This window comes from Rhodococcus sp. DK176 (assembly GCF_038447315.2).
GTDB classification, from domain to species: domain Bacteria; phylum Actinomycetota; class Actinomycetes; order Mycobacteriales; family Mycobacteriaceae; genus Rhodococcus_F; species Rhodococcus_F jostii_A.
Genome location: NZ_CP118321.2, coordinates 3,295,386 through 3,314,137, shown reverse-complemented (window position 1 = coordinate 3,314,137; position 18,752 = coordinate 3,295,386). Strand labels below are relative to the sequence as shown.

Here is an 18,752-nt window from a genome sequence, read left to right as displayed (position 1 = left end):
GGTGTCCGGATTCGTTACCGATCCGTACCGGCACCGAGATGCCGTGGGGTGGCGCCCGTCCCGCCGGGGATCACATGGCATGAACCGTGTCACGAAGGGCTCGGTAGGCGTGGTCGGCTCGGACGTCGACTGCCCACCCGGTGTGAGCGAGGACCGGGGCCTCCACGGAATAAACGGCGCCGGCTGGAAATGCGTCGATCAATTCGTGCAACGGGAGCTCACCCGCGCCGGGGAGGAGTCGGTCGGTGCGCGCCTCGGTGATCAGACCCGCGTGATCGGGTGGTGCCTTCTTCGGGGCGTCACACAGCTGAACGTACGAGAGCCAGTGGTCGGGAAGTGCCCGGACCTCTTCGGCAGAGCTGCCGGTGCGGGCCAGGTGCAGTGCGTCCACCACCAGCACCGCAACGGGACTGGTGGCGTGTCTCAGCACGGCGGCAGCGTCACCGATGGTTCGGATCCGGCTGAATGCCATGAACTCCAGCGCAAGAGACACACCTCGTTGCTCGGCTTCACGGCACAGGAGCGCGAATGTATCAGCCTGTCGGGTGGGCTCCGGGTCGTTGCCGTTCACCAGTACATAGCTCGCACGCAGTGCGGACGCCACGTCGAGGAGGCGCAGCGCAGTCTCCACATCGTCCGCGCCGGTGATGCGCAGTACTTCGACGTCCAGGATCTCGATGCCCAGGTCGTCGGCACGGCGCCGTGTCTCCCGCACCATCGGGCCGTCGTCGAGCATCGGCCATTGGGTGTCAGTGGCTGCCGCTTTCGCTCGGATTCCTACGAAGTCGAAGCCGGCGCTCGCAGCCGCGGTCACCAGATCCGGTGGTGAGGCGTCGACGGCTGTGAGTGGTGAGAGCGACAACAGTGGTCCGTCGGTCATGGTCGGGTCGCGCTCCCTTCTGCCGGGTTCAGCACGGCAGCGAGGTGTTCGATCGCGAACTTGTATCCGGTGATCCCGGCCCCGGCGATCACGGTGTTCGCGATCGGCGAGATGAGGGAGCGGTGGCGGAACTCTTCGCGCGCATGGATATTGCTGATGTGAACTTCCACGATCGGGATCTCCGGAACGACCAGAGCGTCGCGAAGGGCCACGGACGTGTGGGTCCACGCGCCGGGGTTGATCACGATGGCGTGTGCGGATCCTCGTGCCCGGTGGATGCGGTCGATCACCTCGCCTTCGTGATTCGATTGGAAGAAAGCCAGTTCGACATTCAGGGGTTCGGCGGTCCGCTCGCACAGTGTGCGGACGTCGTCGAGGGTGTGATGACCGTAGTGTTCGGGCTGTCTCGCCCCGAGCATGTTGAGGTTCGGTCCGTTGACGACCATGAAGGTCGGTGAATTCATCGTGTGGTCCTCACCTGACTGTGTGAAAAATGTTGCGATGCAATTACTGCAGGCCGGCGAGCGCGCCCGAGGTGAGTGCGATGGGTTGCCCGGTGCGGGAGGACTCGTAGATGGCGAGGACGATCTCGAGAGCGCGGCGAGCATCGCGTCCGGAAACCGCGGGAGCACGGTCCTCGACGACGGCATGGACGAAGTCCTCGATCTGCATCTGATGGAACGGGGCGAGACCGACATGAATCTGCGAGAGCGGAGGGTCCGATTCGATGTCCGTCGAGTGCATCTGCTGGTACGCCTCCTCGCCCTCGACGGTCCAAATGTCGTTGACTGCGGGCATCCCCTCGGGAAATTCCGTCAGGCTCACGGTGTGCCCGTTGCGTCCACCGACCACGATTTGAGTACCGAGGCCGGGTGTGAAAGTTGTGCCGGCCGTGATAGTGGCGAGTCCGCCGGACGAGAATTTCACGGTGGCCGCGACCGTGTCCTCGACCTCGATGTAGTCACCGTGCACGAGGGTGTCCACGTGACCACTCACCTCGACGGCGTCGCCCATGAACCACTGCAGCATGTCGATGTAATGGATGGCCTGAGTCATCAGCACACCTCCGCCGTCGGTGTCCCAGCGGCCGCGCCACGGATCGGACGTGTAGTAGTCGCGGTCGCGGCCGAGTCGTACGGTGCAGGTCGCGACAATGGGTGCGCCGCCGAGCGCGCCGGCATCGATCGCAGCGCGGATGCGCTGAGCGGCAGGCCAGAACCGGCGCTGGAACAGTACGCCGAACTTCACTCCCGCGGCGGACGTCGCCTCGACCATGCGGTCGGCTTCGTCGAGCGTGATCGCGATCGGCTTCTCGCACAGAACGTGCAGTCCGTGTTCGGCGGCCGCGAGGACGATCGCTTCGTGGGTCGGGTGCGGTGTGCAGATGGTGACGGCGTCCAGACCGCTGCCGAGCAGTGCGTCGAGGTCGTCGTAGGCGTGGGCGATTCCGTGTGTGGCGGCAAAGGAGTCGGCTCTGGCCTGGTCGGTGTCGCTGCAGGCGACCAGTTCGACCTCGGGCATGGCGTGCAGAGCCTTTGCGTGATTGATGGCGATCTTGCCGCAACCGACGATTCCGACTTTCAGGCGTGCGGGGGACATGTTGTTCCTTCTCTCGAGAACGTCGAATGGTGGGGGTGAGGGGTCAGGCGATGGGTTTGCCGAGCTGACCGAGCGGTGTCTTGTACGTCTCGCGTGCGGTGGAGGCCGCCACTGCCGAGATCAGGCACGCGACGGCCACCAGGATGGCGACGGGAATCCAGTTCGTGCGGCTGTCGCCGACGATCGTCCACGCGATGGTGGGCGCGAAACCGGCGAAGGCGAAACCGATCTGGGTGCCGAGTGCCATTCCGGAGAACCGCACCTTCGTGTTGAACATCTCGGCATAGAACGACGGGAAGATGGCGTTCGGTGCGCTGTAGCAGATTCCGGTGAAGATGATCGCGCCGACGTAGATGAGGACCACGTTCGCGGTGGAGATCGCCCAGAAGTAGAAGAAGATCGACAAAGCAAGACCGACGACGCCGCTGATGAACACCGGCTTGCGGCCGATACGGTCGGCGAGGACGGCCAACGACGGTTGCATGAACAACGCGACGACGTTGGCGACGACGGCCGCCCAGAGCATGGTCGGACGACTGATGCCGACCTCGGCACTGGTCGCGAACGCGAGTCCGAAGACCGAGAAGATGGTGCCGCCGACCGACTGGAACGCGCACAGAATCACTCGCAGCACATCGGTCGCATGAGTGCGCAGAAGTGTCGCGACAGGAAAGCGTTCGAGTTCGCCGTTTTCGCGATTCTCGGTGAAAACCTCCGGCTCCTCCAGCTTGCGTCGCGCGATGTATGCGGCGAAGACGACGATGGCGCTGGCGAGGAAGGGGATCCGCCATCCCCAGCTGAGAAGCTGGTCTTCCGGCAGGGTGGCTACGGAGAGGAACACCAGCGTGGCAAGGATGAAGCCGGCCTGCGTGCCGGTGAGGGTCCAACTGGTGAAGAAGGCTCGCCGGTGTTCCGGGGAGTGCTCGAGCGTGAGTGAATTGGCTCCGGACTGCTCACCGGCTGCCGAGATTCCCTGACACACCCTGAGGCAGACGAGGAGGATCGGCGCCCAGATTCCGATGTGCTTGTACTCGGGCAGGCATCCGATGAGAAACGTTGCCGTGCCCATCAATCCGAGCGTGAACAGCATGATCTTCTTACGTCCGACGCGGTCTCCGAGATGTCCCAGCAGGACCGCTCCGATGGGCCGGGCGATGTACGCGACTCCGAAGGTCGCCAGCGACAGCAGAGTTCCGGTGGCGGCGCTGGACGAGGGGAAGAAGACCTTGCCGAAGACCAGGGCGGCCGCGGAGGCGTAGATGTAGAACTCGTAGTACTCGAGCATGCTGCCGAGAAAGGCGGCAGTGGCTGCTCGTTTGACTTTGTGCAGGTCTGTCCGAGGACCGGTGCCCGTGGCATCGATGGTCGTCGTCATTCGGTCTCTCCTCTGTGCGTGCATGGCACCGCCCGACTGGCGTTCGTATGGCGAACGGAAGTTCGTCCTGCGCAGATCCTGAATCTAGCGCACGGAATGTGACAGGCGCAATAGCTTTGTACCTCACGGACCAAAAAGTGTCCAGTGGGTACAAAGCACGCGACAAACCGCTCCTATCAGGAGCGGAAGGCGCGTGGAGGGGCTTGTGTGCCGTCAGATGCAAACGTACCGGACTGCGACGTCACCGATGACGGTGCGCAAGTGCGATCGGAGCTCGTCCGCGGCGAGATCGCGCTGGAACAGCGCATCGAAGGTGTACTGGTTGGAGATGCGGAACAGGGACACGCTGTTGATGAGCATGTGGACGTCGATGGCCTCGACGTCCTGGCGGAAAACGCCGGCCGCCTGACCGCGGCGCAATACGTCCTCGAGCACGGCCAGTACGGGCATCCCGAGTCCGGCTACCTCGTCGGACTGCCGAATGTACTTGCCTTTCATCATGTTTTCTCCGCTGACGAGGCGGACGTAGGCACGATGGGTGTCGTGGTGGTCGAACGTCAACTGCGCGATCAATCTCAGTGCATCGACCGGTTCGGCGTGTTCGAGGTCTACCTTGTGTTCGAGTTCGCGAATGAGTTTGTAGTTGCGCTCGAGAACGGCGGTGTACAGGCCTTCCTTGCCGCCGAAGTAGTAATAGATCATGCGTTTGGTGGTCTGCGTCTTCTCGGCGATCTCGTTGACGCTGGCGCCGGACAGGCCCTTCTCGGCGAACTCTGCGGTCGCGACTTCCAGGATGTCGGCCTGGACAAGTGCCGGATTGCGGCGCGTTCTCGCGGGCGAGACGCGGCTGTGCGGGCGATCGCGGATCGCCTCTTCGTGTTCGTCGGGCGACGCTGTCATCGGTGGACCACGGCCCAAGCTTATCCGAGTGCGTTCGCGCCTCGTGGATCCCCGGGGCCGGGCCTTGACGGAGTCCAGGGTCGGTGCAACACTGAACTCGATGGTTCAGTATTCGGCTCTCGATGCCACGTTCGCCGCATTGGCGGACCCCACGCGACGTGGGATCCTCCGTCGGCTCGGCGAGGGCGCCTGCTCGATCAGTGACCTGGCCGAACTCTTCGAGATGACCCTCACCGGCGTCAAGAAACACGTGCGACTGCTCGAAGAGGCGGGGATGGTCGTGACCGAGAAGCGTGGCCGGGTGCGGTACTGCATGCTGGGGACCAATTCCCTCGAGCGGGAGGTGGCCTGGATCCGCGACTACCAGCTGTCGCTCGACGGGCGCCTGGACCGTCTGGACGAATTCCTCAATCGAACGGAAGGCACGTCATGAGCACCTCGCAGACTCCCACAACCGCGACCGTCTCGACGCCGACGGACCGGGAGATCCACGTCGAACGCATGTTCAACGCTCCCCGCGACCGCGTGTGGGCCGCATTCACGAGACCGGAACTCCTCGCCCAGTGGTGGGGCCGCGGAAACGAACTCGACGTCGAACGATGGGAATTCGAGCGCGGCGGGCACTGGCGCTTCGTCGAACATTCGGACGGCGAAACCCACGGCTTCGAGGGCAGATTCCGGGAGATCACCCCGGAAGAGCGCCTGGTGTACACGTTCGAGTGGGACGGCATGCCCGGCCACGTCATCGTCGAGAACAACACCTACACCGACCTCGGGGACGGGCGCACCAAGCTGTCCGTCGTCAGCCAGTTCCACACCCCCGAGGAGCGCGACGGCATGCTGCAGTCCGGCATGGAAGGCGGCATGAACGAGAGCTACGCGGCGCTGGATGCGGTTCTGGCGCAGACGAGCTGGTGATCACTCGACGAGCACGCAGCGCGCTCCGCTGAAGATGGTGGGCATGCATTTGTTGCAGTGGATGCACAACGACTGGGTGTGGGGCTCGGACCGGATGCGGTTCACCAGGTCCGGTTCGCGCAGCAGCGCCCGGGCCATGGCGACGAATTCGAAGCCCTCGGCCATGGCGGTGTCCATGCCTGCACGGTCGGTGACTCCGCCGAGCAGGACGAGCGGCAGCGTCACCGCCGCGCGGATCTGGCGTGCGTGCTCGAGCATGAACAGGTCGCGGTAGGGGTAGGCGTGGATCATGGACTTCCCGGCCAACTGGACGCCGAGCCGGACCGGCTGCGGCATGGCGGCCGCGAACTCCCGCACCGGCGCGTCGCCCTTGAACAGGTACATCGGGTTGAGAAGTGAACTGCCCATGGTGAGTTCGAGGGCGTCGACACTGCCGTCCTGCTCCAGCAGTCCGGCCACCTGGATGGCCTCGTCGAGCCAGAACCCACCGGGGACGCCGTCGTCCATGTTCAGCTTGGCGAGGATCGCGACCCGGCCGCCGACGGCGTCGCGCACGGTCCGGGCGACGTCCCGCACCACCCGGGCCCGGTTCTCGAGTGATCCGCCGTAGATATCGGCGCGACGGTTCAGCTTCGGGCTGAGAAACGAACTGGCGAAGTAGTTGTGGCCGAAGTGGATCTCGACGGCGTCGAATCCGGACTCGACGGCGATCCGTGCCGCGGTTCCGTGGGCGGCGGTGATCCGGGTGATGTCGGCGGTGGTGGCCCTGCGGATCATCCGCATGCTGAGCGGGTTGAACGACCGCGACGGTGCGAGCGCGGGCAGTCCGGTGGACTTCTCGTTCGCGACGGGTCCGGCGTGCCCGAGTTGGGCGGATGCGGCCGCGCCCTCCGCGTGGATGGCGTCGGTGAGCCTGCGCAGTCCGGGGACGGCGTCCGGCCGCATCCACAACTGCCCGCGCTCGGTGCGACCCTCCGGCGCCACGGCGCAATAGGCCACCGTCGACATCCCGACCCCACCCGCCGCGGGCCGGCGGTGGAACTCGATCAGTTCGTCGGTGACCAGCGCGTCGGGAGTGCGGCCCTCGAACGTGGCCGACTTGATGACGCGATTGCGTAACGTGATGGGGCCCAGCGTGGCTGGAGCGAAAATGTCTGGATGTGTGGTCATTCCCGGCCCTTCGTCTGTGCAGCCGACGGTAGGCCGCGGGGACGTGCGGCGACCGGAAGGTGTCCGCTCAGCGGGAGACCGCCGCGGTCTCACGGATGACCCCTCGACATCCGTGAGACCGCGGTGTCGTCTCAGCCGACGGTCTCGGGCGTCTTCTCCGGCGTGGAGTCGGCGGCCGCACCGCGTTGCCTGCGTCCGAGCACCCAGCAGGCCACGGTGATCGCACACGTGAAGGTGAGCGTCGCGAACAACTGGTTGCGTGCCGCGTCGTCGAACAACGCCAGCACCGCGACCGCGGCCAGCAGCGCGAGGGCGACATACGACAGATACGGGAAGCCCCACATCTTCAGCGGCAGATCCGTTCGGCCCGACCTCTCGGCGCGCCGCCGCAACACGATCTGCGAGACGGTGACGAACGTCCACAACACCAGGATCGTCGAGCCGACCGCGTTGAGCAGCAGCGGCAGAACACGGTCCGGGGCGAGGTAGTTGAGGACGACGGTGACGAACCCGAACGTCACCGACGCCAGCACCGCCACGCGGGGAACGCCGTTGCCCGACACCCGGCCGAACACCTTGGCCGCCGCCCCACGCTCGGACAGCGAGTAGATCATCCGGGAACCACTGAACAGCATGGCGTTCAGCGACGACAGCAATGCGATGACCACGACGACGGTCATGACGGCACCGGCACCGGGCACGTGCGCGGCGTTCAGGACCGCGACGAACGGTCCCGTCGCGAGTTCGTCGGCGGTCCACGGCAGCACGGTCACCATGATGAGGACGGAACCGACGTAGAACACCAGGATCCGCCACACGATGGACCGCACCGCCCGGCTCACGTTGCGTCGCGGTTCCGATGTCTCGGCGGCCGCGATGGCCATCACCTCGGTGCCGCCGAACGCGAAGACCACGATCAGCAGGCCGGCCGCGATGCCGGTGACACCGTTGGGGGCGAACCCGCCGTGGCCGGTGAGGTTCGACAGGCCTGGCGCGTCGAAGCTGGGAATCCAGCCGAGGATCATCGCGGAACCGACCGCCAGGAACGCGACGATCGCGACGATCTTCAGCGCGGCGAACCAGAATTCGAACTCACCGAAGCGGGAGACGCCCGCCAGGTTCACGGCGGTCAGCACGCTCATGTACGCCAGGGCCGCCGCCCACTGTGGCACCGCGGGTATGGACGCGGCGGTGATCGCCGCCGCCGCGGTCGCTTCCGCGGCCACCACGATGACGACCTGCACCCAGTACAGCCAGCCGATCGTCCGGCCGGCGACCGGGCCCATCGCGTTCTCGGCGTGGACGGAGAACGCGCCGCTGTCGGGGTCGGCGGCCACCATTTCGCCCATCATCCGCATCACGAGAACGACGAGGAATCCGGCGATGAGGAAGGAGACGAGCACGGCGGGCCCGGCGACGGCGATGCCCGCACCGGAGCCGACGAACAGTCCGGCGCCGATCGCGCCGCCCAGACTCATCATCACCAGCTGGCGTGGTTTCATCGCCTGCTGAAGGCCAGTGGATTTCGGTGGGTCGTGAACTGTGTTCATGGGATCTCCCGTGCCGTCAGACGAGCTGATCGAGTGCGATCTCGAATGCGGTACCGGCGATTCCGGTCGGCTGCGACGAACGCGCGAAGCACCGCTCGAGCGCCGTCGCGACGGTGGCGGAGACGTCACCGAAGATCGCCTCGTCCGACACCTCGATGTCGCCCTCCATCAGCAGCGCGAACGCCCGGGCCATGCCGCAGTTGGCGATGAAGTCGGGGACGACGGCGACGCTCTTGTCGGCGTACTCGTAGGTGGGGCCGTAGAAGATCTCGTCGTCCGCGAACGGCACGTTGGCGCCGCTCGCCACCACCTCGAGGCCACCGGCGATCAGCCGGTCCACCTGGTCGCGGGTCACGAGACGTGATGCGGCGCAGGGGAGGAAGATCTCGGCGCCGGAACTCCAGATCGTCTCGTTGATCTCCTCGAACGGCACCGTGCCTGTTGCGCGCAGTTCGTTGCCCTCCTTGGCCAGGAACAGCGCACGGATCTGCTCGAAGTCGTAGCCGTCGGTGTTCGACAGCCCACCGTTGCGGTCGAGGATGCCGACGATCCGGGCCCCGGACAGCGCCAGGTAGTACGCGGCGGCGGCGCCGACATTGCCCCAGCCCTGCATGATCACGCGCTTGCCGGCCAGTTCGCCGCCGTAGACCCGGTAGTAGTGCCGCACCGATTCGGCGACACCCCAGCCCGTGATCAGGTCGGACACCGTGTACTTCGCCTGCGGATCGGGAGTGAACCGCGCATCCTCGACGACCTTCGCGACGCCCAGCCGCAGCTGTCCGACCCGCTGGACCCGCTCACGATCGCTGGCCGCGAAGTGCCCGTTGACGACGCCTTCCTGCGGATGCCACAGGCCGTAGCTCTCGGTGATCGGCACGACCTCGGCCATCTCGTCGACGTTCAGGTCGCCGCCGGTGCCGTAGTACGCCTTGAGAAGCGGGGTCACGGCCTTGAACCAGCGGCGCAGCACCTCGTCCTTGCGCGGGTCGGTCGGGTCGAAGTCGATGCCCGACTTCGCGCCACCGATCGCCGGACCCGAGACGGTGAACTTGACCTCCATGGTCTTCGCGAGCGACTCCACCTCGCGCCGATCGAGACCGCGACGCATCCGGGTGCCGCCGCCGGCAGCGCCGCCACGCAGCGAGTTGATCACCGTCCATCCGCGTGCGGAGGTCTCCGTGTCGTGCCACTCGAAGACGATCTCGGGGGCCTTCTCTTCGAATCGGGTGAGCAGATTCTTCATGGCTTCTCTCGGTTTCTCGACTGCCGGGGCTCGGGGCGCTCCGGCCGTGTACTCGGCCGGTGCCCGCGCTGTTACGGCGATCACTGTGTCGGGCGCCACTCGTGCACCGCAACCGGCCGCGCGGCACGTAGCCACGATGAACATCACCGAGAAAGAAGTTCCAGGATTTTCTATTCAGTTTGTGCAGCAGAACCAATGATTGTGTTGCTAATCCGGTTCGGCGGGGGTCGTGCGATAGGCCGGGGCCTTCGCCGAGCGCGGCCGGTCGAGCGTCCTCAGGAGGGGCATCGACCGGTACGGGACGATCACCGACAGCACCATCACGCTGGTGGACCGGGCGACGACACTCGACTTGTTCAGATCGATCAGTGTCTGCTGCAGCCCGAGGTGGGATCCCGCAGCGATGCGGCACAGGATGTCGCCCGAGCCGGTGGTCGCGAAGGCCTCGAGCACCCCGGGAATCGACTCCAACTCCGACGTCACGGAGTCGAGTGCGCCCTGCGCGGTCTCCAGCGTGACGAACGCCTGCACGTCGAACCCCGCGGCCGCGATGTCGAGACGCGGCTCGTACCCGGCGATCACTCCCGACTCCTCGAGTTTGCGCACCCGCGCCTGAACGGTGGCCCGCGCGACCTTGATCCGGCGCGACAGCTCCAGCACGCCGGCCTTCGGGTCGTCGTGCATGGCGTCGAGAAGGGCGAAGTCGAGCTCGTCCAACTGCACTGCGTCCTTCACGGCCAGACCTCTCCGGGCGGATTCAACTAGTCCGACTGTATAAGAAAATTGGTTCCAGGGCCCCCGAAGGTGGCACTGCGGCTAGCTTCTGCTGGCTCGGTTGCCTATGTGGGCGGGGTGGGTTTTCGTAGTGACCCAGGCAACAGGCCACACCTCGTCCCTCGAACCAGGAAGACAGCGATGACGATCGAGCAGACTCTCACCGACAAGGAACGCCTCGCAGGTCTCGACCTCGGCCAGCTCGAGCAGTTGGTCGGGCTCGTCGAGTACGACGGCACCCGCGACCCGTTCCCGGTCAGCGGCTGGGACGCCGTCGTCTGGGTGGTCGGCAACGCCACCCAGACCGCCCACTACTTCCAGTCCGCGTTCGGGATGACCCTCGTCGCCTACTCCGGACCCACCACCGGCAACCGCGACCACCACAGCTTCGTCCTCGAATCCGGGGCCGTCCGCTTCGTCATCAAAGGCGCCGTGAACCCGGACAGCCCCCTGATCGACCACCACCGCACCCACGGCGACGGCGTCGTCGACATCGCCCTCGCCGTCCCCGACGTCGACAAGTGCATCGCCCACGCCCGCGCCCAGGGCGCCACCGTCCTCGACGAACCCCACGACGTGACCGACGACCACGGCACCGTCCGCCTCGCCGCGATCGCCACCTACGGCGACACCCGCCACACCCTCGTCGACCGCAGCCACTACACCGGCCCCTAACTGCCCGGCTACACCGCCCGCACCTCCGGCCACACCAAACGGGACGGGGCACCCAAGCGCCTGTTCCAGGCCCTCGACCACGTCGTCGGCAACGTCGAACTCGGCAAGATGGACCACTGGGTCGACTTCTACAACCGGGTCATGGGCTTTACGAACATGGCCGAGTTCGTCGGCGAGGACATCGCCACCGACTACTCCGCGCTGATGAGCAAGGTCGTCTCCAACGGCAACCACCGGGTCAAGTTCCCCCTCAACGAACCCGCCCTCGCCAAGAAACGCTCGCAGATCGACGAATACCTCGACTTCTACCGCGGCCCCGGCGCCCAGCACCTGGCCCTGGCCACCAATGACATCCTCACCGCCGTCGACCAGCTGACCGCCGAGGGCGTCGAGTTCCTGGCCACCCCCGACTCCTACTACGAGGACCCCGAACTGCGGGCCCGGATCGGCAACGTCCGCGCCCCCATCGCCGAACTGCAGAAACGCGGCATCCTCGTCGACCGCGACGAAGACGGCTACCTGCTGCAGATCTTCACCAAACCCCTCGTCGACCGGCCCACCGTGTTCTTCGAACTCATCGAACGCCACGGCTCCCTCGGCTTCGGCATCGGCAACTTCAAAGCCCTCTTCGAGGCCATCGAACGCGAACAAGCCGCCCGCGGAAACTTCTGAGCGAGAGGATCACTCCGCGAGTCCGGTGAGCAGGGAATGTCGTCGACGATTGTGCAGCGACTTTCCCGCCGGATCGGTGCCGTCCCGAATACGATGACGCCATGAGCCCTACCGAGGCAGTGGTTGCCGGTGCCGGTCCGACCGGGCTCACGCTCGCGTTGGAACTGGCGCGACGTGGTGTGGAGGTGCGGATCCTCGACAAGTCGCCCGAGCCGTTCGCAGGTTCGCGGGGAAAGGGATTGACCGCGCGCAGCCAGGAAGTGATGGACGATCTCGGCGTCGTCGACGAGATCGTCGAGGCCGGGTTCCGGCACCTGCCCAGCCGGGTCGCGGTGCGCGGCCAGGTGGTGCGCGACGGCGACCCGTACGCGGACCTGAGGCCCACGCACGATCGGCCCTACGACGGCGGTCTGATGATCCCGCAGTGGCGGACTGAGCAGATCCTGCGAGAAAGGCTGTCGGAGTTCGGGATCGACGTGGAACGTGGTGTCGAGGTGGTCGGGTTCGAGCAGACCACCGACAAGGTGACCGTCCGACTCGCCGGCGGCGGGACCGTCATTGCGCGCTACCTCGTCGGCTGCGACGGCGGGCGCAGCACGGTGCGCAAGGCGCTCGGGGTGTCGTTCGAGGGGACGGGCGGCATCGAGGGCATGCTCCTCGGCGACGTGTCCGTCGACGGCCTGGTCCCCGATCGCTGGTATCAGTGGACGCACCCCGAGCAGGGGTTCGTCGCGTTGTGCCCGTTCCGCGGAATCAACTCCTGGCAGTTCCAGGGCGTGCCGTTCGCGGACTTCGACGAGGAGGGCAACCTGCCCGAACCGTCGCTCGAGTACTTCCAGCGCGTTCTCGACGACATCGCCTGCGGCCCGGGCGTGCGATTGTCCGAACCGACGTGGCTGTCCACCTGGCATGTGAACGTGCGGATGGTGGACTGCTTCCGTGACGGTCGGGTGTTCCTGGCCGGGGACGCGGCCCACGTTCATCCGCCTGCCGGTGGGCTCGGGATGAACACGGGAATCCAGGACGCCTACAACCTCGGGTGGAAGCTCGCTCTCGTCCTGGCCGGCTCCGCGGACCCGTCGCTCCTCGATACGTACCAGGAGGAACGGTTGCCGCTCGCGCGCTGGACGCTCGGGGTGAGCAGCGCGGGGCTGCAGAAGGTGGCCTCGAACCTCGGACGCGAGGACTCCGAGGGGTTCGCGGGCGCGGTGACCGAAGACGGTCAGCAACTCGGTCTGGGCTACCCGTGGAGTTCACTGTCTTGGGACGGGGACGCGACGACGGGTCTGCGCGCGGGAGACCGGGCACCCGACGCGCCGTGTCTGAGCCCGGACGGCACGCCGCTGCGACTGTTCGACGTCTTCCGGGGGACGCACTTCACTGTTCTCGGGTTCGGCGGCGGCTCCCGGCACATCCTGCAGACCCTGGCCGAGGACGCGCCCGACGACGTGAAGTACATGGTGGTGGGCGATTCCCGCGGTCCCGGCGTGGACGTCGTCGACGACCGCGGTTTGGCGCGCAGCGCATACGGGGCACACGGTGGCACGCTGGTGGTGGTGCGCCCCGACGGTTACGTCGCGCTCACCGCCGCGGCCACCGCGGCCGATGACGTCATCGACTATCTCGGTCGGCTGGTGGGGAGGTCGTCCTGACGAAAGGCTGAACGATGCGACACAAGGACGAGGAACGGGACTACGACGAGGCCGATCTCGAGGTCGGGCCCCCGAAGGACCACGCGGCCGGCCCGACTGCCGTCGCGGTGTCGATGAAGCGCGCGCTCGAGCACATGGGCGTGGTCCGTACGGCCGAGACGTTGCTGCAACTGAACCAGGCCGAGGGGTTCGATTGCATGAGCTGCGCGTGGCCTGATCCGGAGCCGGGCCACCGCCACGCCGCGGAGTTCTGTGAGAACGGAGCCAAGGCGGTGGCGGAAGAAGCCACCCGCGACCGTGCGACACCCGAATTCTTCGCCCGCCACAGTATCGCCGAACTCGACTGCCACAGCGAGCACTGGCTGGGGCAGCAGGGCCGGATCACGCATCCGATGGTGAAGCGGCCCGGCGGAACGCATTACGAACCCATCGAATGGGACGAGGCATTCGCCCTGATCGGGAATCAGCTCAACGCCCTGGACAGTCCGGACGAGGCGATCTTCTACACGTCCGGCCGGGCGTCCAACGAAGCGGCGTTCGCGTACCAGCTGTTCGTCCGCGCGTTCGGCACGAACAATCTGCCCGACTGTTCCAACATGTGTCACGAATCGACCAGCATCGCGCTGCAGGAGTCGATCGGCATCGGCAAGGCCAGCGTCACGATGGACGACGTCTATCAGGCGAAACTCATTGTGCTGCAGGGCCAGAACCCGGGGACCAACCATCCGCGGATGTTGTCGGCGCTGGAGAAGGCGAAGCAGAACGGCGCGAAGATCCTGTCGATCAACCCGCTCCGTGAGGCGGGCCTGGTCAACTTCAAGAATCCGCAGACGCCCCGCGGCATGGTGGGCCCAGGCACCGACCTGTCCGACATGCACCTGCCCATCGCACTGAACGGCGACCTGGCCCTGCTCCAGGCGTTCGGCTCACTGCTCGTCGAATGGGATGCCCTCGATCAGGAGTTCATCGACCAGCACACGATCGGATTCGAGCTGTGGAAGCAGCACGTCACCGACATCGACTGGGACGTCGTCACCCGCACGACCGGGCTGTCGCGGGAGCAGATCACCGACGCGGCCCGGCTCCTGCGGGATTCCGACGCCACTGTGTTCTGCTGGGCGATGGGACTCACCCAGCACCACAACTCGGTGGCGATCATCAAGGAAGTCACCAATATCGCTCTCGCCCAGGGAAACATCGGCAAACCCGGTGCCGGGCTACTGCCGGTGCGCGGGCACTCGAACGTGCAGGGCGACCGCACGATGGGGATCTGGGAGCGTCCGCCGCGACACTTCCTGGACGCGCTCGCCAAGGAGTTCGACTTCGATCCGCCCCGCGAGAACGGGTACGACACCGTCGATTCCATCCGGGCAATGCGTGACGGCAAGGCGCACTTCTTCCTCGGGCTGGGCGGCAACTTCGTCCAGGCCGCCCCGGACACCGACGTCACCGCCGCCGCACTGCGCAAGACCCGGATGACGGTCCACATCTCGACGAAGATCAACCGCTCGCATCTCGTGTGCGGTGACACCGCCCTGATCCTGCCGACGAAAGGCCGCACCGAGCAGGACGTCCAGGCCGGCGGGCCGCAATTCATTTCGGTCGAGGACTCGACGTGTTCGGTCCACGCATCCCGGGGTCCGCTGAAACCGGCTAGTCCGCACCTCGATTCGGAGGTGGGGATCGTCACCCGCATCGCGGAGGCCACGATCGGCGACCGCTACGGTCTCGAGTGGAAGAAGATGCGGGACGACTACGCGAACATCCGCCTGCACATCTCGCGGGTGGTGCCCGGCTGTGAGGGGTACGAGGTGAACGTCCGCCGGCCGGGCGGATTCGTCCTGCCGCACCCGCCGCGCGATTCCCGGACGTTCCCCACCCACTCGGGGCGCGCCGAATTCGCGGTGTCCCCGATCGAGGTGCTGCAGGTGCCCCCGCGGCACGTGATCCTGCAGACGATCCGCAGCCACGACCAGTTCAACACCACGATCTACGGGCTCAGCGACCGCTACCGCGGAATCGAGGGCGGCCGTCGCGTGATCTTCCTGCACCGCGACGACATCGCCGCCCTCGGATTCGACGACGGCGACATGGTCGACCTCTTCACACACTGGGCAGACGACGACCGCGTCCGCTGCGCGCACGACTTCCGGATCGTCGAATACGACACGCCCCGGGGTTCGGCCGCCGCCTACTACCCGGAGACCAACCCGCTCGTCCCGCTCGATTCCACGGCGGTCGGCAGCAACTGTCCCACGTCGAAGTCCGTCATCGTTTCCGTGGAACACGCCGGCAAATACAGCGCCGAATGCCCACCGGAGGCGAGCCAGGACCAGGTCGGATCGGACCGATTCCACAAGGCGACCCCCCAGCCGAAGCACCTCTCCTGACGTGAGTGCCATCGAACTGGGCATTCTGCACTTACAGTAAATGACTGTGACCGACTCCGTGCTCGCCGTGGTGTTCGCAGTGGGTGCCGCGCTGTGCATCGCCGTCGGGACGGTGGTCCGTCACCGGAGTGCGGCTCAGATCCCGGACGAGAACGTCGGGGTAGTCGGACCGATCACGACGCTGGTGCGTCAACCGGTGTGGTGGGTGGGCACCGTCGTCGGGATCGGCGGATATGCGCTGCAGGCGGCCGCCCTGGGTCTGGGGTCGTTGCTGCTGGTGCAGCCGCTGCTCGTGCTGTCGCTGCTGTTCGCGTTGCCACTGGGTGCCCGGTTCTCCGGGCGCACGGTCACCCGCGCCGACTGGCTGTGGGCGTCCGCCCTCACCGCGGCGATCGCGGTCCTGGTCGTGGTCGGCGACCCGCGGCCGGGCGTCGAGCGCGCGGAGACCCGGCACTGGATCGTGATCTGCCTGATCGGGCTGCCCTTCGTCCTCGCGTGCCTGCTGGGTGCGCGGTCGGGTAGCCGGTCGCGGCGCGCGCTGCTGCTGGGGTTGGCGGGCGGCGCGTTGTTCGGGGTGGCAGCGGTACTGACGAAGGGCGTGGTGCACCTCGCCGGTGAGGGGCCGAGGCCGCTGTTCAGCTCGCTCGAGTTGTACGCGCTCGTCGTGGTGGGAGCCGCCGCGGTCGCGCTGCAGCAGTCGGCCTTTCAGGTCGGAGCGCTGCAGGCCTCGCTGCCCGCGACCACGGTGATGGAACCACTCGTGGCGTCGCTGCTCGGTTTCGTGGTGCTCGGCGAATACCTCGACGCCGACCGGAAGGTGACCGCCGTCCTCGTCGTCGCCCTGATCGCAGTCGTCATGGCCGCGGTGGCGCTGGCGCGCGGCGCCGCCGTCGTGGAGGACGCGGGCACGGATCCGGCTCAGCCCCTGTCCCGATCGCGCAGATAGGCCGCCAACGGTTCGTGGCGTTGTATGCGTGACACGGCGATTCGACGCGCCACCACCCACATCAGCGCGGAGATGACGACGGCGAGGACGACGCACAGTGCGAAGTCCGCGGTGCCGATCCGGGTGTGCACATCGGCCGGGCGCACGAGGCGCCACAGCACGACCGGGACGACGGCGATCGCGACGGAGAACGCCGGGAACACCCCGTACGGCACCACCAGCAGGATCAGCCACCGGACGACGACGGTGCGCCACCGGTCGCGTTGCTCCCACCGCCACTGCAGCGACCGCTGGTGGTAGGGGAAGAACACCCCGACGAGACTCGACCCGGCGAGTGCACCGAACGGGCACAGCGCCACCGCGACCACCACCACCGCGGTGAACAGCCAATCCTGCTCGGCGAAACCCACGGCGACCGCGATGGTCGCGCAGATCGGCGCGATCAGCATCCACAGCGCCACCGCCTTCGCGGCGAGCAACGCACCCAGCGCGTCCCCGTCGTCGAGTGCGGCGAGAACGCGCTCGCGGTCCGGTGCCAGCACGTTGGTGGCGGTGACGTCGGCATACATCCAGCCGGCGAGGGCCAGAGCGAAACCCGACGGTCCGGTCCACTCGAACAACCAGTTCCGGGGCAGCAGGAACCAGGCCCCGATCATCAGGACGGCATTGAACGCAATGGTCGCCAGGGTGTCTGCCGGGTTGCGCCAGATTCTGATCCACTCCGCGCGAAGAGCGGCCATGCCGTTCAGCGTAAAGCGTCGGGCGGGCCGTCGGAGCCGTGTCGGCAGGATCCCGGACGCTCGGGACGCCGGTCCCTTCCACCTGGGACATCGGGTCGGCGACAGTGGTGCGACCCGAGAGAAAGGCCTGTCGTGACCATCGACGACGAGGAGGCAGCCGGGGCCGTCACCCTGATGGACACCCTCCCCGACCGCCACCGGACGGTGCTGCGCCTCCGGCTCGCGCACGGCCTCCCGGCCGTCGAGGTCGCGCGCATTCTCGGGACGAACGTCGAGGCCGTGCTCCTCCTCCAGCACGCGGCGCTCAACCTCCTCCGGCGGCAACTCGCCGCGAGGGTGGTGCTCGACGGCGACAGTCCGGCGGATGGGCGGTACTGATCGACGCTGCGGGATCCCGCGGTGCTGCCTCTTTCACGTCGTCTCGACGGCATGCTGCCGCATTCGTGGAGTTTGTCGACCCGCGGGTTCATTCTGAGGAGGGCCGGAAAGGAGAGCCAGAATGATGACAATCATCACGAGAGTTGTGCTTCGCGAGGAGGGTGCCGCGCAATGGGACCGTGCAATGCATGAGCGGGTTGCTGCGGCGCGTGACAAGCCAGGCTGGATATCGGCGCAGCTTCTGAAAGGGGTCGATGAGCCACTCGAGCGCGCCATTGTCGGCGTCTGGGAAACGAGAGAAGACTGGTCGGCCTGGCATCATGACGAAGCCTTCCGCTCGACTCGTGAAGAGCTCGTGGGACTTGAAGCCGGCCAGATGGATTCTACGTGGTTCGAGGTGGTCCAGAACACTGCGACTGAAGAAGACTGATCGGGATTTCGGCAGTTGCCGGCTGGAACAGAGCACGTGTGGTCCGGGCGTGCTGATCGAGCCGCGCCCGGACCACCAGGGGGATCCGGTTGTGCCGGACTTTCGGTTCGGCGGTGCATATCCGGACTCGTCGAAGCATGCTCCGTTGAATGTTCGACGAAGTGAAAGGAATTCCCTCCCTTACGAATTCGTGTCCGGAATGTGACGCTGCAGCACCGTCATCCATGTGTTGGCATGCTCAACCAGACGGACGGAAAGGCTGCCGATACTCGTAGCGGCGTGCAACGAGGAGGCAGCGGTCTTCGAGGGGGTAATTCCATCGGTTCCGGGGGTGGGTATCGGCGCCGCGTAGGCCGGTGCTCACATTGTCGCCTGCCCGCCCCGCAGGTACACCGTGGTGGTGTGGGTGAAGAATTCGCGCGCCGAGCGGCCCTGCTTCTTCGGCCCGGGCCGGCCAGGC

The 18,752-nt window shown here is 66.5% G+C and carries 17 protein-coding genes and 1 pseudogene; 8 read left to right on the top strand and 10 right to left on the bottom strand.

What is annotated here, in order from left to right; translation table 11 throughout:
- Positions 1-70: 70 nt before the first annotated feature.
- The 5 genes from PSR88_RS15640 to PSR88_RS15620 all read right to left on the bottom strand — a co-directional run bounded on the left by PSR88_RS15640 (position 71) and on the right by PSR88_RS15620 (position 4,754).
- Entirely contained in the window at positions 71-880 is an 810-nt protein-coding gene (locus PSR88_RS15640; protein ID WP_011595720.1) for a sugar phosphate isomerase/epimerase family protein, read from the bottom strand.
- Positions 877-1,344 carry a type II 3-dehydroquinate dehydratase gene (gene aroQ, locus PSR88_RS15635; RefSeq protein WP_016882121.1) on the bottom strand — a complete coding sequence of 156 codons (468 nt, stop codon included), beginning with the start codon at positions 1,342-1,344 and terminating at the stop codon, positions 877-879. The genes PSR88_RS15640 and aroQ overlap by 4 nt, the downstream gene beginning before the upstream one ends.
- Before the next feature lie 43 nt (positions 1,345-1,387).
- Positions 1,388-2,479 carry a Gfo/Idh/MocA family protein gene (locus PSR88_RS15630; RefSeq protein ID WP_016882122.1) on the bottom strand — a complete coding sequence of 364 codons (1,092 nt, stop codon included), beginning with the start codon at positions 2,477-2,479 and terminating at the stop codon, positions 1,388-1,390.
- Positions 2,480-2,522: 43 nt separating this feature from the next.
- Complete coding sequence (locus tag PSR88_RS15625) at positions 2,523-3,854, bottom strand: MFS transporter (RefSeq protein WP_016882123.1); 1,332 nt, start codon at positions 3,852-3,854, stop codon at positions 2,523-2,525.
- 213 nt (positions 3,855-4,067) lie between these two features.
- Positions 4,068-4,754 (bottom strand): TetR/AcrR family transcriptional regulator, encoded by a 687-nt coding sequence (locus tag PSR88_RS15620; RefSeq protein WP_011595716.1) that lies wholly within the window; start codon positions 4,752-4,754, stop codon positions 4,068-4,070.
- A gap of 100 nt (positions 4,755-4,854) precedes the next feature.
- Between PSR88_RS15620 and PSR88_RS15615 the strand changes: the two genes are divergently transcribed.
- Entirely contained in the window at positions 4,855-5,187 is a 333-nt protein-coding gene (locus tag PSR88_RS15615) for an ArsR/SmtB family transcription factor (protein WP_009475820.1), read from the top strand.
- A complete protein-coding gene (locus tag PSR88_RS15610) occupies positions 5,184-5,672 on the top strand; it encodes an SRPBCC family protein (RefSeq protein WP_011595714.1) in 489 nt (162 codons plus the stop codon). Before PSR88_RS15615 ends, PSR88_RS15610 begins: the two co-directional genes overlap by 4 nt.
- Here PSR88_RS15610 and PSR88_RS15605 read toward each other — a convergent pair whose 3' ends face one another.
- The 4 genes from PSR88_RS15605 to PSR88_RS15590 form a co-directional block, all read right to left on the bottom strand.
- A complete protein-coding gene (locus PSR88_RS15605; RefSeq protein ID WP_016882125.1) occupies positions 5,673-6,842 on the bottom strand; it encodes an NADH:flavin oxidoreductase in 1,170 nt (389 codons plus the stop codon). It lies immediately after the preceding gene.
- Positions 6,843-6,973: 131 nt separating this feature from the next.
- Positions 6,974-8,392, bottom strand: coding sequence for an amino acid permease (locus PSR88_RS15600; protein ID WP_016882126.1), 1,419 nt, complete (start codon positions 8,390-8,392; stop codon positions 6,974-6,976).
- A gap of 16 nt (positions 8,393-8,408) precedes the next feature.
- Positions 8,409-9,635 carry a Glu/Leu/Phe/Val dehydrogenase dimerization domain-containing protein gene (locus PSR88_RS15595; protein WP_016882127.1) on the bottom strand — a complete coding sequence of 409 codons (1,227 nt, stop codon included), beginning with the start codon at positions 9,633-9,635 and terminating at the stop codon, positions 8,409-8,411.
- Positions 9,636-9,842: 207 nt separating this feature from the next.
- A complete protein-coding gene (locus tag PSR88_RS15590) occupies positions 9,843-10,370 on the bottom strand; it encodes an Lrp/AsnC family transcriptional regulator (RefSeq protein WP_011595710.1) in 528 nt (175 codons plus the stop codon).
- Between the two features lie 180 nt (positions 10,371-10,550).
- Here PSR88_RS15590 and hppD point away from each other — a divergent pair.
- The 4 genes and pseudogenes from hppD (at position 10,551) to PSR88_RS15570 (ending at position 16,744) form a co-directional block, all read left to right on the top strand.
- Positions 10,551-11,756: pseudogene (gene hppD, locus PSR88_RS15585) on the top strand (4-hydroxyphenylpyruvate dioxygenase).
- Between the two features lie 101 nt (positions 11,757-11,857).
- Positions 11,858-13,408 carry an FAD-dependent oxidoreductase gene (locus PSR88_RS15580; RefSeq protein WP_037196824.1) on the top strand — a complete coding sequence of 517 codons (1,551 nt, stop codon included), beginning with the start codon at positions 11,858-11,860 and terminating at the stop codon, positions 13,406-13,408.
- A 14-nt stretch (positions 13,409-13,422) separates the two neighbouring features.
- Complete coding sequence (locus PSR88_RS15575) at positions 13,423-15,798, top strand: FdhF/YdeP family oxidoreductase (protein WP_016882129.1); 2,376 nt, start codon at positions 13,423-13,425, stop codon at positions 15,796-15,798.
- Between the two features lie 40 nt (positions 15,799-15,838).
- Positions 15,839-16,744, top strand: a complete 906-nt coding sequence (locus tag PSR88_RS15570; protein ID WP_016882130.1) for a DMT family transporter — start codon at positions 15,839-15,841, stop codon at positions 16,742-16,744.
- On the opposite strand, the gene PSR88_RS15565 is transcribed toward PSR88_RS15570, so the two are convergent.
- On the bottom strand, positions 16,717-17,484 hold the full coding sequence (locus PSR88_RS15565; RefSeq protein WP_029539029.1) for a hypothetical protein: 768 nt from the start codon (positions 17,482-17,484) through the stop codon (positions 16,717-16,719). The two genes, PSR88_RS15570 and PSR88_RS15565, sit on opposite strands and share 28 nt — an antisense overlap.
- Before the next feature lie 132 nt (positions 17,485-17,616).
- Between PSR88_RS15565 and PSR88_RS15560 the strand changes: the two genes are divergently transcribed.
- Both PSR88_RS15560 and PSR88_RS15555 read left to right on the top strand, forming a co-directional pair.
- Positions 17,617-17,862 carry a sigma factor-like helix-turn-helix DNA-binding protein gene (locus PSR88_RS15560; protein ID WP_029539030.1) on the top strand — a complete coding sequence of 82 codons (246 nt, stop codon included), beginning with the start codon at positions 17,617-17,619 and terminating at the stop codon, positions 17,860-17,862.
- A 121-nt stretch (positions 17,863-17,983) separates the two neighbouring features.
- Positions 17,984-18,292 (top strand): antibiotic biosynthesis monooxygenase family protein, encoded by a 309-nt coding sequence (locus PSR88_RS15555; RefSeq protein WP_016882133.1) that lies wholly within the window; start codon positions 17,984-17,986, stop codon positions 18,290-18,292.
- The last annotated feature ends 460 nt before the right edge of the window (positions 18,293-18,752 follow it).

Coding starts and splice junctions, on each gene's coding strand:
- PSR88_RS15640 (WP_011595720.1), bottom strand. CDS start 880: ATGACCGACGGACCACTGTTGTCGCTCTCACCACTCACAGCCGTCGAC.
- aroQ (WP_016882121.1), bottom strand. CDS start 1,344: ATGAATTCACCGACCTTCATGGTCGTCAACGGACCGAACCTCAACATG.
- PSR88_RS15630 (WP_016882122.1), bottom strand. CDS start 2,479: ATGTCCCCCGCACGCCTGAAAGTCGGAATCGTCGGTTGCGGCAAGATC.
- PSR88_RS15625 (WP_016882123.1), bottom strand. CDS start 3,854: ATGACGACGACCATCGATGCCACGGGCACCGGTCCTCGGACAGACCTG.
- PSR88_RS15620 (WP_011595716.1), bottom strand. CDS start 4,754: ATGACAGCGTCGCCCGACGAACACGAAGAGGCGATCCGCGATCGCCCG.
- PSR88_RS15615 (WP_009475820.1), top strand. CDS start 4,855: ATGGTTCAGTATTCGGCTCTCGATGCCACGTTCGCCGCATTGGCGGAC.
- PSR88_RS15610 (WP_011595714.1), top strand. CDS start 5,184: ATGAGCACCTCGCAGACTCCCACAACCGCGACCGTCTCGACGCCGACG.
- PSR88_RS15605 (WP_016882125.1), bottom strand. CDS start 6,842: ATGACCACACATCCAGACATTTTCGCTCCAGCCACGCTGGGCCCCATC.
- PSR88_RS15600 (WP_016882126.1), bottom strand. CDS start 8,392: ATGAACACAGTTCACGACCCACCGAAATCCACTGGCCTTCAGCAGGCG.
- PSR88_RS15595 (WP_016882127.1), bottom strand. CDS start 9,635: ATGAAGAATCTGCTCACCCGATTCGAAGAGAAGGCCCCCGAGATCGTC.
- PSR88_RS15580 (WP_037196824.1), top strand. CDS start 11,858: ATGAGCCCTACCGAGGCAGTGGTTGCCGGTGCCGGTCCGACCGGGCTC.
- PSR88_RS15575 (WP_016882129.1), top strand. CDS start 13,423: ATGCGACACAAGGACGAGGAACGGGACTACGACGAGGCCGATCTCGAG.
- PSR88_RS15570 (WP_016882130.1), top strand. CDS start 15,839: ATGACTGTGACCGACTCCGTGCTCGCCGTGGTGTTCGCAGTGGGTGCC.
- PSR88_RS15565 (WP_029539029.1), bottom strand. CDS start 17,484: ATGGCCGCTCTTCGCGCGGAGTGGATCAGAATCTGGCGCAACCCGGCA.
- PSR88_RS15555 (WP_016882133.1), top strand. CDS start 17,984: ATGATGACAATCATCACGAGAGTTGTGCTTCGCGAGGAGGGTGCCGCG.